Source organism: Singulisphaera photorubra (genome assembly GCF_045290345.1).
Taxonomy (GTDB): domain Bacteria; phylum Planctomycetota; class Planctomycetia; order Isosphaerales; family Isosphaeraceae; genus Singulisphaera.
The window spans coordinates 7,230,727-7,245,239 of the sequence record NZ_CP155447.1 but is presented as its reverse complement, the minus strand read 5'-3'; the positions used below and the strand labels follow the sequence as shown (position 1 = coordinate 7,245,239).

Sequence of the window (14,513 nt, the reverse complement as noted above, 5' to 3'; positions counted from 1 at the left end):
GAGGGCCTGTTCCGTACGCGATGGATCTCGGAGTGCGCGGGCCCGTACAACTCACACATCCAAACAAACGTCCAAGCAAAAGTTATCAGTAACTCGCCAAGTCAGGATGTCGAGCTTTGACGTGGGACGATTCGGGCAATCAATCATGCGGAGCGAGGAGATCGCGTGTCTCTCAAACCGACTTGGGCGGACCTGATCATCGAAGGCTTCGACCCCGAGGACACGACCTGGTGCCTGAGCCGGTGGACTTGGCTCGTGTCCGGACCAGTCTCCCCCGTGTTCCTGTCAAAGTTCGGTGATTGGTTTCTGCGGCGTCCTGATGGCACCGTGCAGAGGCTCGACATCCTGGAGGGAACCCTCACCACCGTGGCGAGTTCTCCGGACGCACTTCAAGTTCACCTCAATGAGCGGGAGTGGCAGGAAGCCCACCTACGATCCCCCTTGGTGCACGAACTCTACCTGCAAGGCAAGGTCCCTGGCCAAGGCCAGTGCTATGCAGTCGCACCGCCCCCGGTGCTGGGCGGGCGGCTTGAAGCGGACTCCATCCTGGTTCTTGATATCCCAGTCTGGCAGAATATTTGCGTGCAGAGCCTCCACCAGGCTGCGGAACGATCGAGGAAGCGGTGGTGGCTGTTCTGGCGGCGATGAGACGCCTGACTCCTCACTGCCACACTCTCGGGGCACCGCAAAAAGCACCCAGTCAGTGAGTTCCCTGCAACGGGACAACAGGTTGTCCGGATTCATTTGCGCCCCGCGAACGGGTCGGCCACGCCACGATGGCGCAGCCTGAAGGGTGCGCGAGGGGGGGCTCGATTTTGCCAAGGAACCTGGCCTTCTAACCACTTCCGATGGAGATCAGGACGGAGGGCGAATATGCCTCAACGCCACACAAAGCCTGCTCCTGTCCCTGTCCTTGGCAATTCGGCTCAACTTGACGGCCTCCTAATCAATTCGTATCTTTTATTATTCAGCATAGCCGAATTTCTATTTATCCAGGTTTCCTAGTGGTGCATTCGGCAAGTTCTCGGGCGGGCCGGGCTACTTTTCCGTCAACATCAACGCACTTGACGGATACACCACTGAGGCGGAACAGTTGATTTTCGATTTCCCCAAGAATTGGCAACACCTTAATCGAAGTGGGATCCAGAACCAGTGCCCAAGCGGAATCCTTGGTCATTGATCGAACGGGGCCTCGCTCAGTCAGACAGAGCACTTACACAGGCTCGACCCTCGGTTCGAATCCGATCACTCGAAAGTGAGGGATGCCATGTTGACCGATGCGCCAAACCTGATCGCAATCACAGACCTCTTGAACCGGACGCTCATCGACCCCGTCGACGGGACGCGCCCGGTCGCCTTCCCGCCCGAGGGAGGGGAGTTGGTTTTTCAAGGAGGGAACCGCTACCCGTGCCCCGGAGGAGCACCGGTCCTGATCGACGAACGAGCGAGCCTGTTTCAGGTCGCGGAAGTGGTCGCCAAGGTCGCCACAACGCAAAACAGGGCGTACCGAGACCGGGAATCCACAAAGAACTTCATCCGCCAGCGGATCCTCCCTCCCTTGTCGCGTGATTCTCACTACGCCCATCGAATCGCCACGCTAGCCGCGGAGGTCGAAGATGCGCCCGTCCTCATCCTGGGCGCAGGGGATAAAGTCGAGACCTATCGTCGCGCTTTCCCTCACTCGGCTGTTGTCACAACCGATGTTCACATTCAGTTTGGCTCAGACCTCGTCTGCGACATCCACAAGATCCCGTTCGCCGACGGGACGTTTGGCCTGGTTCTCGCAGACCAGGTGCTCGAGCATGTCGTCCGGCCGTGGGTGGCCTCGGCCGAGATGGAGCGTGTGACGCGCCCGGGCGGTCTGATTTACGCGGCGACGCCCTTTGCCTTCCCTCATCACGCATATCCCTACGATTTCCACCGATTCACCGCCACCGGCCTGCGGTTCCTGTTCCCACATTCGGAACTGATCTACATCAAAGCAACGGAAGGGCCGGCCTCGGCGGCGGCCGTCTTCCTCAGCTCAACATTGATCGACCTGAGCGGACGGCGCCTGATCCGCTGGCTGGCACTCGCGGCAGGGAGACTGTTGCTCTGGCCGCTCAAGTATCTTGATCGATTCACCCGCTCCCAATCGAATCTCCAGATAGCAGCGGCGAAGGGACTTGTGTTCGTCGGTCGCGTGGACGGAAAAGAGCGATCCGACCGCGAGTTGATCGATGAGGTCCGTGGTCTGGTGCGGCACTGAACGTCCAGGAATCTGTGATCTGAAATGCGATCCTTTCGCCAAGCCGGACGCGCGGCCCGCTTGCCGAAATGCCACCGTCCGAGATGAACCACACCGGTAGTGGGGTTCACCTCGGACGGCCTACGGTTCAAGCTCTCTCCAGAGGCGCACAGGCGAGCCACCTGGACCATCATCTCGCTTCAAACCGGGAAGTCGGTGACAGCCTGTTCCTCAAAGCCGAATGAAAACGCCTTGGCGCTCCAGGTATCGGACAAACAGATAAGTGATCCCGAAAAAGAGTGTCAACCCGGCGAGGCACCACCAGAGCGGCGAGTCCCGGGGAACGATCGTGAGAATCTGCGACTCGACCATGTGGTGAAGAACGTACGCAGCCAGGGCGTTCTGACCGAAGGTGCGGAAGAGACCAAGGCGCATGCTTCCCACGTCGCACGCCAGCACGAACAGACCATAGAGGGCAGACGCGAACCCGGTCGCAAAGAGGATGAAGGGCAGGCTGACCAGACGCTTATTCATCATCCAGTAGTTGTGCGGCCGGCGCTCGGGGGATGGAGGCTGCACAAACGGCGGCTCGGCCAGGAACGACTGCAGCGGCCGGCCGGAGAACTTCTCGAAGGGGGGCCAGACCGGCGAGGAGGCGACATGGCCCCGACCCGTTGTGGTCTCGCCGTCGGAGAGCATCGAGAGGCACGAGAGCCCATAACCGAACGCCATCAAGACGACTCCCCAGCCGAGCAGTCGGCGCGTGACTTTTCCGGGGGTCGCGGCCACCGCGGCATCGTGAGCCAGCGTTCCCGCCAGCATGATCGCCCCCCACGCCAGCAGGCCGAAGAGACCGCCGTCCCAGGCGGTCGAGCCGGACGTTCCCAGCAAGTCGTCCAACCGGTTCGGGCGGCCGTAAACGAAGTCGAAATTGAAGAAATAAGAGAGGATCAGGTGCGCTCCGGCCAGGGCCACAAGCGTGACGGCTCGCACGCGCGGGCCGGCTGCAATCACCGGCATGATCAGCAACTGCACCGCACCGATGATGGCCAGCACCTCCCAGAGGTTCGCCTTGAGCAATTTGACGAAAAAGCCCTGGATCGTCGCCGGCGTCATCTCTGACCACGACTTGAACTCAGTGCCGAAGCCATACATCATCAAAGAGACCAGCACGAGTCCCAGGCTTCGCCAGACGAACCGTCGGTACATCGCGGCCGGGCCAAACTGGTCGAGGCGTCTGATCGCCGTGAGCCGGTACGAGAAGCCGCAGGCGAACAGAAAACTCGGCATAATCGTATCGGCGTAACTAAAATAATTATTGTTGTGTTTCATCACCGGGTGGATCGCCTGCAACCCGCCCAGGAAGTTGACCGCGCACATCCCCGCGACCGTGTAGCCGCGGAACTGGTCCATCGAAACGATCCGACCCGTCCTCGTCCCTGTCGCCTCGCCGTTGCTCACGATGATACCTTGCCTTTGCTTGGAGCCTTGCCTGTGGAATTTCGCCCCGCTCGGAGTTCTCTCAGGGACCACGGCCGGCCGATCCCGGGTGGCGAGAGACGTTTTCAGAGGCTTGGGACCCAGCCTTCTTGACGCACCCAAGAATGTGGGCGGGGCGCACGCGGTCCCAGGAAACGCAGCCGAGATGTTGTTTGCCAGACGAAAGTCCCCCCGAGGCCAGTCGCTTCACGACGGCATCGGGGGGAAATGGTGGGATTCGCAGGCATGCTCCGGTCAATATCCGTCGGCGCTGATGACTTCGCCGCCGTTTCGAGTCGAGAGAGCCTGGTAGACGCCGAAGTTCGCACCGTTGAGGTTATAGGTCGGCTTGCTGTAGGTGATCGCCCTTGAGTTCCACGTGTTGATCGAGTTCTTGAGGAACTTGACCGAACCGTCGCAGAAGGAGAAGTTCGCCCCTCCCGAGTGCATGCTCGCAAAGGTCATTTGATAGTTGTCGCCGCGGACGAAGTACCCCGGAAGTTTGTAACCGTCTTCATTGGACTGGAAGAAGTTGGGGGGGAAGAAGCTCGAGGCGGTGGTGTCACCGTAGTCGCCCGAGGTCCACCAGTTGCAGCCGTACATGTCGCCGGCGTTCGGGCCGGAGGTGGAGATCCGTGCGTGGGCATGCTCACCGAAGAGGAAGGTGTTGCTGGTCCCATCGGTGATGTCGGCCAATCGAGTCGGTGAGACGCTCGGCCGGCCGTCGTTGCAGCAGCCGCCGATGTAAGAGAAGACTCCCTTCATCTGAGCCATGACGTTCGTGTCGCCCACCGCATTGGTGTAGTAGACAAGCGGCCCGAGGTTGCCTGCGTAGCTGGAGTAAGTCATCGGGACGGGCGAGCCCTCCCAGCCGTCGCCGGGAGCACCTGGGTAGCGGAGGCCGTTGATCACGCCATCGCTCGGGCACCAAAGTGCCCCCACGCCGAAGCCGTTCGTCGTGCTGTTCTGCCAGATGTAGCATTGCAGGCTCGAATTGAACGTGTTGAAGATGTTGCCCTGTTCGATGAACTGGGTGAGCGCCAGAAACGGACCGAAGTTCTGGCGGATCGTGCTGCCGTCGGAAGCTCGGCCGCGGTGGTCCCCCATCGGATAGGAGCCGTAGCTGCTCTCGTAGTTGGCAGTGGCCAGGCCGAGCTGTTTCAGATTGTTGATACAGCTTGCGCGTCGCGCTGCCTCTCGAGCGGCTTGCACGGCGGGGAGCAAGAGAGCGATCAGAACCGCAATGATGGCGATCACGACCAGGAGCTCGATCAACGTGAAGCCTGCTCGGTTTCGTCGGAATGTAGTGCGCATCGGCCGACAACTCCTCTGGCAATGGGAAAGGAAGGGGAATTCAAATTCGTTGGTAATTGCGTGAGAAAGAATGGATAGGAAACGGAGGCCGCGGTTGCGACGCCCTGCTTCTAGGAGAAGGGGGGACAGGTCAACTCTGATTTTGAGCGGCCAAGCGTCTCTTCGCCCGACGTTCCCTCAGGTCATCGTGCGTCTCGACATTACGCCTCCCCTTGAACTTGGCCTTGGCCAGGGGAGCGACTGATGAGGCGGGCGCGAGAACCGCGGGTTCGGCCGGCGGCTTCGGAGCTTCGGTTCCACAGCCCGGGGTCAGTGCAAGGCAACTGACCAGAAGGAGGCCGGCGGCAAGGCCGGTCGACTGCCACACTCGTCGGGGGTTCGGGTCGGATTTCATGGCTGCTCTAGGTCTCGTGGTAGGGCCTGCCGGTGGCCATCCTGGGGTCCCGCGGGCCAAGATTTCGGGATGAAATGTGGAACGGAATCCTTGTTTTGACTTGATGGCGATGGTGAAGGGATGGCTCACGCCGGGTCGCCCATCTGTTCTCGCATGCGGATCAAGGCTCGAAGCAGACGGGACTTAACGGCCGGCTCGCTGATCTCCAGCATGGCGGCGATCTCGGCGGTGCTGAGCTGCTCGAGGTGTCGCATCACCAGCACTTCCCGGTCTCGTTGCGAAAGCGAGGCGAGGGCTCCCTTCAGCCGTTCGTGCCTCTCTTGACGCATCAGGTGGTTGCTAGGGCTGGTGTCAGCCGCAAATAACCGCCGGGCGAGCTCGTCGGTCGAGGCGTCCGGCAGGCCAAGCTCTCGGTGTTCCAGGGTGACACTCCGGCGCTGTGCGGTGACATGCCGGCGATAGGTATCGACGATTCGCTCTTCGGCGAGTTGCCGGAGCCAGCCGTAGAACGGAATCGGCCGCTCCCTGAGGTAGTCATCCATCCGCCGGGCCGCCTCGACCAAGGTCTCCTGGACGACGTCCGACGCATCAACGCGGGCGGCCAGACGGCGGTCGAGACGCACTGCAACCATCCGTCTGAGATAGGCTCGATAGCGCTCCAGAAGTTTCTGGCGAGCCGCCTCGTCCCCTCGATTTGCACAATCGATTAACTCATGCGTCCTTGAGAACAGGTCGGTCATGATTGTTAATCCCTCCCACCTTTAACCCCGCAGGGACGCGGCGGAAGATTCGAAAATTAATTCGCGGCAGCGAATTATTTTTCGCCGCGACGGCGGAGCCCCCCCGCTGGCGGCCCTTCCGGCCGGCGCGAATCTTCAAGGACTCAGCGTCTTGGTTCGAGGCTGACGAAGCCCCTGCGGCCCCAAGCGTGGGACTGGCTCCGTCGCCCACCCGGCTCACGCTATGACGCGAATGGCGAGTCCGGGAACTGGAGGTCGAGCAAGAGCCCCTGGAAGTCGGGACGCGACCGCAGTGAGTCGAAACTAGGGTCGGTCCGAAGAGCGTCGACGCCCCGGTAGCCCCGGGCAACGGCCCGGCGCAACGCGGCCATCGCCCGGTCGGCCTGAGCCCCGCGCTCCGCCGGCCCGGTCAAGGGAATGAGCCGGGTCTCGATGCAAGCCAGGGCATACAAACTGTCGATCCCGGGCGCCATCCGCCCGAGCAACGCACGGGCGTTGGAGAATTCACGCAGCGCATCGACCGGCCGGCCCGAGTCCTGGTACACGACCCCGGTCCACAAGTAGTTTTCGGCCAGGTCCGCCTGGTAGGCGATGAAGTCGGGGTGATCGGCGATCAGCCGCTTCTGGGTCGCCCGCGCCCGGGCCAGCGACCGGGTCGCCTCGTCCCGACGGCCCAGCTTGGCCTGGGCCGCCCCCATGACGTCGTAGCACTCCGCGACCGCGCGCTGATAGCTGGAGACGGCGGGAACTTCTCCCGCCACTTGCTCCAGGATCGACAAGCTTCGCTCCAGGTGCGGCAGTGCTTCGGACGGGCGTCCCGAGTCGGAGAGAAGCCTGCCGGTGTCCGTCTCGGCTTGCCCCAACCGTCGCCGGTAGACCGCAACCTCGGGTTGATCGGTCGCCAGCCTACCGAGGTGGGCCGCGGCCTGCTCTTGAGAGTAAAGCGCTTCGGAGATCTGGCCCGCGTCCGCCTGAATCTCGCCGAGCTGGCCGTAATTCAAGGCCAGCTGGTTCCGGTACAAGTCGTGATCGGGATGCTCCCCGACCAGGCGTTCCAGAATATCCCGCTCTCGGCCCAGGGAGAGCAGCCCCTCGGTGATCCGGCCGGTTCGAGCCCGAGCATAGCCAAGCTCACCGGCGGCGGCCGCGACCGCGAACCGATCGTCAGCATCGTTTGGATTCTCGGCGGACAACGCCTCGCAGAGCTCCAAGGAACGCTCCAGGGAACGCTCTCCTTCGGACTCCCGCCCGGAGGTATAAACCTCGAGCTTGCCAATGAAATCGAGACAGGAAGCCAGGTCGCGGCGGATCTCTGAGTCGGCCGGATCATTCCGTACCAGCTCATCAAGGAGCTCCCGAGCCCGCTCCAACGCCTCCAGGCCCGCACTCCTGGAACCGACCTCGACCGCGATCCGCCCCACCTGCCGGTACACGGTCGCCAGCTCGACCCGCGTCCTAGGATCGTCCGCTTCCTCCTCGATCGTCGCTTGCAACCGCTTGTAGAACGACAAGGCCGTACCCAGTAAGCGTTTGCGAAGTGACTCCATCTGAGGTTGCAAGAGCAAGACGTCCTGGCTGGCCCCCGTGTAGTACTGCTCGACCGCCTCCCGGGCCAGGACGAAGCGGCGTTGCGCCCGATCATGGGCCGCCCTTTCGTGGGCGTTGGCGATGAGCAAAGCCTGGTTAGCGCGTGACGCACTGGCGAGCGCCTGATCGGACTCCCGTTGGGCCTGGCGCATGAGCCCTTGCTGGTGAACCGCGACCCGCCAGCTCCAGAGGACCCCGACGAACCCGACCGTCAGGGCGGCAGCCAGGCCCATCGCCAACCCCGCCGTCAACGGCCGACGCCGGCACCACCTCCAGGCCTGCTTGAGGAACCCGGTCGGCCGGGCCGCGATCGGCCGACCCTTGAGAAACCGCCTCAGGTCGTCGGCGAAGTGCTGGGCCGTGACGTAACGCCCGGTCGGATCCTTGCTGATCGCCTTCGTGACGACCGTGGCCAGGTCGACGGGCACCTCGGGGCTGTGCCGCCGGATCGGGACCGGCTCCTCCTCGATCACCCGGCGCAAGATTTCCTGACGATCCGTGCCGGTGACGAACGGTTGCAGGGTGAGCAACTCATAAAGGGTTGCCCCCAGAGAGTAAATGTCGGTCCGTCGGTCGATCAGCGCCCGCTTGGCCAGGGCCTGCTCCGGGCTCATGTACCGCAACGTCCCGAGCACGTCGCCGGTCAGCGTCAGCCCCGTATCTCCGGAACCGCGGGCCAGCCCGAAGTCGGTGACCCATAAGACCCCGCGGCGGTCGAGGAGCAAATTCGCCGGCTTGATGTCGCGGTGCACAATGCCGTGCTCGTGGGCGTATTCCAACGCCTCGGCCGCCTGCACGCCGAGGCGGGCCACCGTGCGGACGTAATCCTGCCCACGCGTCGAAACCTCGGTGAGCGACTTCGGGCGCCGATTCAAACGGCCCGCCCCAACCGAGGGGTCGAACGCGGGGAGGTCAGAAACCGGCCCGACGCCGGACCGATCGTCGTCCTCGTCTTCCTCGTGCGAGGGAGTGAACCACCCCGACAGCAGACCGCGAGCCAGGGAGATGATGCCACTGGACCGGCTCTCGTTCGGGTTCGGGATCGGAGAATCCTCGCAACCCACCCCCTCAAGCCGACGCAATTCCACGATCAACTCGGCGAGACTGGCCCCTTCGATGAACTGCATCGCGTAATAGGGTACGTCTCCGAGCGATCCCACCGCGTACACCGGCACGATCTGCGGGTGCTGAAGCCAGGCCGCCGCCTGTGCCTCGAGCTGGAACCGCTGCAGCGCGCGCGGATCCATGGCCGCCGCCAGCGGGAGCACCTTCAAGGCAACCCGGCGGCCCAGCGAGAGTTGCTCGGCCTCATAGACGATCCCCATCCCCCCACGGCCGACCTCCCGAAGAACCCGGAAGTCGCCGAGGATCCGCTCTCCTTCGATCGCGCCTTCGGCAACGGCTCGAGCATGCCCCGAGTCCCCCTCTCCGACGGTGGTTCGCCCCAAGGCGGCCATCTCCCGCAGGATCGGCATGAGGTGGCGGATCGCCACGGCCCACTCCGGATAGCGCACGGCGTAGTCATCAAGGTCGATGACCTCGCCAGCCTGCAGACGCCCCGTGATCTCTTCGGCCAACTCGGCCAATTCCGGAGCCAAGCCGGCACCCGTGAGACACGACTCGACGTAGGCAAATGACTTGGACCCCGCATGCCCCACTTCAGGCGGATCCGACCGCAGGAGCGATCCGGCCTGTGGCAATCCCTCTCCGAGCTCGCGGGAGTCCATCGTCACGGCGACTTTGAACGGATCGGGGTGGTTCATCACCGGAACCTCGCCATTGCCGGGCGGATTAGCGAACCCGAATGAGCCTGGTTTCCTTGACGATCGCACTGACGAGATCAGGATGCTTCAATTACGTACGGTGCCCCTAGTCTCCTCGACTCCCACCCGACGGCGCTGACGCGAAAGGCTCCGCAATGCCCTTCCAAGCTCCGACTGCGATGAAGGAATACGTCCTTGAAAGAAGCCATCGGGACCAATGATGTGACGATGGTCATTGCACGTTGCAGCCGTCAGACCCGACCGGGCCAAGCCGATCGCTTCATTCTACCCGGTGCCACCAACCGAGCGAAAGGTGATCGATTCCGAGCACCGGCCCTGCAGCAAGCGTCTCGACAGCAGTCGGCAAAAGCCTTGAACATACGAAGGAAATAGGCGACTGCCGAACCGACCTCAAGCCACGCAGGCAATAACGTTCCCCAAAAACACCCGCAAATTCACACATAAACCATTTTCACACGAACACTTATTTTACAATCGCGACAAATTCGAAGCCGTAGGCTGGGCACGACCCACCATCTTAACCTCCGATTTGGCAAGGAGATCGGGATGGTGAACCGTGCCCAGCCTACGGGAAAAATCGAATTCGGGCCGCTGATCAATCGTCAATCGTTGATCAATCCAGAACGGGTTAGGCGAAACTTTACGCCTCGTCGGGCCAAGCCGTGGCGAAGACCCGCATGGATTTGAAGTTCCGCGGAGAGAATCCCTCGACCCCGGGAAATTCCTGTCGCAGGTCGGCGACCTTGGCTCCCCAGCCGTCGTTATGGTTTTGCCGGCGCTTGCTTCGGATTCTCAAACACGCGTACGTCCGGGTGCATCGTGTAGAGCCGATCGCCGCCGGGGCCGGTGACGAGGATGGAGCTGGAGCAGTTGTTCTGGACGATCGGGTTGCCGGAGTATTTTTCCCAGTGGACCAGGTCGCGGGAGCGGGCGATGTTGGTGGTCCAGTCTTTCTTCCAGGGGCGGTGGGCGTTGGCGTGGTAGAACGCGTAGTAGACGCCGTCTCGCTTGATGATCTGATTGATCGCCACCGCTTCACGGTCGTACGCCCAGGGGCCGCAGGCAAGGACCGGGCTGTCCTTGACATTCGTCCAGACGCGACGGTCCGTTGAGGTGGCCAGCCAGACGCCTCGGTCGCCTCGCTCGTAGAAGAGATACCAGGTCCCGTTCTCGAACCAGACGGTCGGCGTGCCATAGGGACCGGGGGAGATGGGGGTGCCGTCGACCTTGCGGACGTCGAGCGCACCCAGGTCGGTCCAGTGGGTTCCGTCGGGAGAGGTCATCTGGTGGGCGATGTCATCTTTCCCCTCGGCGAAGAGGAGGTAGCGGCCATCCCAACGGACGACGCAGACATCCTCGACCCATGACTTCGTGAACAAGGGGTTGGCCGAGTCTCGGGTCCACTTGATACCGTCCGGCGAGGTGGCGTGCCCCAGGAATTTGGCCGGCGACCGGTCGTCGTTATAGCCGGTGTACCAGAGGTGGAACGTATTTCCCTCGACCAGAATATCCCCCCGCTCGCGGATCTTCTGGTCCCAGGCGCTGTTCCCCGCCCCTTGAAAGACAGGGTTGGCCGCGACCGGCGTCCACTCGACGAGCGACTTCGGAAACTCCTCGGCCCTGGCCAAGACAGAGCTGAGCGCAAACGCGAGGGCAAGCGACGCCGCCCGGACGAAAAACGAAAAGCGCATCGATGACAAGTCCCGAGGTGACTGCAAAAAAAAAAGAGGCGGCTCCCCGGCGGGGAGGACCGATCCGCCTCCCTCATCCGACCAGGGCCGCCGCTCAACTCAACCGACTGACGTGAGACGAACCATTCAGGGGGCGGGAGCAGAAAACTCTCGGAACGGAATCTTCTTGTAGAGAACCAGTTGCGACAAGACGAGGGATTTTACGTTCCGGTCGACCGAGGTCAGGAAGACAGAATCCCCGGACTGAGCGAACGTGGGAGTCCCCCGAGTCACCTGGCTCATGCTCATGTTCCCCGCGCTATCGGGCAGAATCCGGACGACGTTATCACCGGGCACGCCGATCCGGACCGGATTGACCCCCAACAAGTTGCCCACCGCGTAGAACTGCCCGGGAATCCCGTTCTCGCCAGGGTTGATCGGATAGGCCCAGCCATAGAGCGTGTTCTGGCTGGCGATGTCAAATCCGTTCATCATCCGGTTGTACGTCGGGTCGATCGTGGTGACCACCCGACCGAACGGCAGCAAGCTCTTGTAGGTGGGATCAACCAGGGTCTGGTCGTTCCCCTCGTAAATATCGATGTGGGACGTGCTCAGCGACATCGAGCCCAGGTCGTCCCCCGTCGCCTCGACCATGGACTTGGCGGTCAAGTCCCTGAGGGTGGTTGGCCAGCGGACCAAAAACTGGTTGATCGAGTCGGCCGCGACCGGGAACTGCTGCCCCTGGCTATTCTGAACCACAATCCAGCGCTCGTTCGCAAAAATGACCTCGCCCCAGGCGCCCGGGGGCGGCGGGGGAGGCAACGGGACGAGCCCGCCGGCCGTCAGGTTATTGAACGGCCCAGGAAAGGCTTGCCCCCAAACGGCCAGGCTCGGGACAGTCACAGCCCCCAAGAGTACCAGGCCGATTCGAGTCCAGGTCCCCACGCGGATCTTCATGGTCCCTCCCTACTCACTTGGTTCGAGATCATGGCTCCAAAGTTGGCGACGCCCTGGGCCCAGGATCCGCATGTCGCCCAAACCCATGTCATTTCTTGATTCTATCCGATTATTCGCGGGGAATCGAGACCCGATCCCACCACCCAAGGCCCGGCCACCGCGTCGGCTCGGCTCAACACCATGGGACTCGACATCGGATCAGGGGTGTTCCCTCGCCCGATGACTTGATGTAAAACAGTACGGTTTCGCAACAGAGCCCGCTCCACCTCGTTAACCCAACGAGTCGACGAAAGAACACAAAGGTGATTTTTTGAGTGATTAGGCGAGCGACTGCTGGGTTTCCGTCCATATAGCAAGGCGCGTGAACCCGGGAGCCTTTTGCCATTCGAGGTTCGACCAGGCTGGCCTGGCTCGGACGCGACGGCCCCGGAATCGCGTCGAGGATTTGAACCCAACATTCCACGAGCTGGGTCTTTGGGGAAAAACGGTCGGCGCTGAGGCGCGGACGTTGTATGATCGGCTCTTTTCTTTCTTTGGGGGTAAAACGGCCCGTGGTGATTCCCGCGACCTACGAAGAGACATTAGAGCGAGCTCTCTGCCGGGTCGGCGACCCGTTCCTGATGGTGGAACGGGGGGGTAGCCACGCGCTGATGGAGTGGGACCTGGCGGCCGGGGAAATGCCCGGCGGGGATCGGGTGGCCGGCGTCTTGCCCGCCTGCCGGCCCGAGGACCTCGGTGATATCTCGTTCCGCGAAGCGCATCGACTCCGATTTCCCTACGTGGCGGGGGCGATGGCCAACGGCATCGCCTCGGCCGAGATCGTCGAGGCGATGGGTCGAGCGGGGATGCTCGGCATCTTCGGCGCGGCGGGCTTGCCGCTGTCGGCCGTCGAGACGGCCATCGATCGGCTCGGGCGGACCCTGGGGCCCTCGATCCCTTACGGCTTCAACCTGATCCACAGCCCCAACGAGCCCGAGCTCGAGGCCGCGGTGGCGGCGCTTTACCTGAAGCGCGGAATCAGGCTGGTCGAAGCGTCGGCCTACCTGGACCTGACCTTGCCGGTGGTTCGCTACCGGGTCCACGGCCTCCGGCTGGACGGGGCAGGGCAGGTGGTGGCCCCCAACCGAATCATCGCGAAGGTGTCGCGGGTCGAGGTGGCCTCGAAGTTCCTGGCACCGCCACCGGCAAAGTTCCTCCGCGAACTGGTCGCCTCGGGCGAGATCACAGAAGAGCAGGCGAATTGGGCCGCGCGGATCCCGATGGCCGACGACGTGACGGCCGAGGCCGACTCGGGAGGGCACACCGACAACCAGCCGGCCATCGTGCTCTTGCCGACTCTGCTGGCGCTCCGCGACCGGATGCAGGCGGAGCACGGCTACGACCGACCGCTCCGAATCGGCGCGGCGGGCGGGATCTCGTCCCCCTGGTCGGCCGCGGGCGCCCTGGCAATGGGGGCGTCCTACCTCGTTACCGGGTCGGTCAACCAGGCCTGCGTCGAGGCCGGCACGTCCGACCCGGTCCGCAAGATGCTCGCCGAGGCGAGGCAGGCGGATATCGCCATGGCGCCGGCCGCCGACATGTTCGAGATGGGAGTCAAGGTCCAGGTCCTGAAACGGGGCACGATGTTCGCCATGCGGGCCGGCAAACTCTTCGAGTTCTACCGGAGCTATGACGCGATCGAGCAGATCCCGGCCGCCGACCGCGCCCTGCTCGAAAAGAACTTCTTCCGGGCCCCGTTGGAGACGATCTGGGACCAGACGCGGACCTACTTCCAGACCCGCGACCCGGCCCAGATCGAACGCGGCACGCGCGATCCCAAGCACAAGATGGCGCTGATCTTCCGCTGGTATCTCGGCCAGTCGTCACACTGGGCCAACGCGGGCGAACCCACCCGCGCCGTCGACTACCAGATCTGGTGCGGGCCCGCGATGGCCGCATTCAACGACTGGGTCCGCGGCTCGTTCCTGGAACGGCCCGAGAATCGCAGGGTGGTGACGGTAGCCCTGAACATCCTCTATGGTGCGGCGGTCCTGGCGCGGGCCCGCTGCCTGGGGGGCCAGGGGATCGCGATCCCCGCCGGCACACCCCGGCTCGCCCCCCTCGAACTCCCGGAGCTCGAAGATCGACTGACGAACAACGCAACACGTGAATGAGTCTAACGAATCCTTGTCCCCATGTCCTTTTTTTTTTGCGTGGGGACGCGATCTCCCGACGCCCCGCGTCGCGGCCCGGGGGAAACCGTTTCTGAAGCTCTCCCCGCCAAGAAAAATCGCTGAGATCGTGAATGAATTCGTGTGGAAAGGCAGGCCGAGCCGTGCCAGTGGGGCAATGGCAGACCCGATCGAACGTTTTCAGATGAAG

9 protein-coding genes are annotated in these 14,513 nt (G+C 62.9%); 3 read left to right on the top strand and 6 right to left on the bottom strand.

All coding sequences use genetic code 11. The annotated features are described in order from the left end of the window. The first annotated feature begins 165 nt into the window (after positions 1–165). Both V5E97_RS27295 and V5E97_RS27290 read left to right on the top strand, forming a co-directional pair. Entirely contained in the window at positions 166–648 is a 483-nt protein-coding gene (locus tag V5E97_RS27295; protein WP_406694726.1) for a T6SS immunity protein Tdi1 domain-containing protein, read from the top strand. A 619-nt stretch (positions 649–1,267) separates the two neighbouring features. Next, complete coding sequence (locus V5E97_RS27290; protein ID WP_406694725.1) at positions 1,268–2,248, top strand: methyltransferase domain-containing protein; 981 nt, start codon at positions 1,268–1,270, stop codon at positions 2,246–2,248. A gap of 210 nt (positions 2,249–2,458) precedes the next feature. On the opposite strand, the gene V5E97_RS27285 is transcribed toward V5E97_RS27290, so the two are convergent. From V5E97_RS27285 to V5E97_RS27260, 6 genes are all read right to left on the bottom strand, one after another. Continuing rightward, positions 2,459–3,640, bottom strand: coding sequence for a hypothetical protein (locus V5E97_RS27285; protein WP_406694724.1), 1,182 nt, complete (start codon positions 3,638–3,640; stop codon positions 2,459–2,461). 321 nt (positions 3,641–3,961) lie between these two features. Then, positions 3,962–5,020, bottom strand: a complete 1,059-nt coding sequence (locus V5E97_RS27280) for a DUF1559 domain-containing protein (protein ID WP_406694723.1) — start codon at positions 5,018–5,020, stop codon at positions 3,962–3,964. A 519-nt stretch (positions 5,021–5,539) separates the two neighbouring features. Then, positions 5,540–6,154 carry a sigma-70 family RNA polymerase sigma factor gene (locus V5E97_RS27275; protein WP_406694722.1) on the bottom strand — a complete coding sequence of 205 codons (615 nt, stop codon included), beginning with the start codon at positions 6,152–6,154 and terminating at the stop codon, positions 5,540–5,542. Between the two features lie 221 nt (positions 6,155–6,375). Continuing rightward, a complete protein-coding gene (locus V5E97_RS27270) occupies positions 6,376–9,504 on the bottom strand; it encodes a protein kinase domain-containing protein (protein ID WP_406694721.1) in 3,129 nt (1,042 codons plus the stop codon). Between the two features lie 782 nt (positions 9,505–10,286). Continuing rightward, positions 10,287–11,216 carry a glycosylase gene (locus V5E97_RS27265; RefSeq protein WP_406694720.1) on the bottom strand — a complete coding sequence of 310 codons (930 nt, stop codon included), beginning with the start codon at positions 11,214–11,216 and terminating at the stop codon, positions 10,287–10,289. Between the two features lie 126 nt (positions 11,217–11,342). Further along, the gene (locus V5E97_RS27260; RefSeq protein WP_406694719.1) at positions 11,343–12,152 is read right to left on the bottom strand and encodes a hypothetical protein; all 810 of its coding nucleotides are present in this window, start codon (positions 12,150–12,152) and stop codon (positions 11,343–11,345) included. Positions 12,153–12,664: 512 nt separating this feature from the next. Here V5E97_RS27260 and V5E97_RS27255 point away from each other — a divergent pair. Further along, a complete protein-coding gene (locus tag V5E97_RS27255; protein ID WP_406694717.1) occupies positions 12,665–14,305 on the top strand; it encodes a PfaD family polyunsaturated fatty acid/polyketide biosynthesis protein in 1,641 nt (546 codons plus the stop codon). Positions 14,306–14,513: the final 208 nt, after the last annotated feature.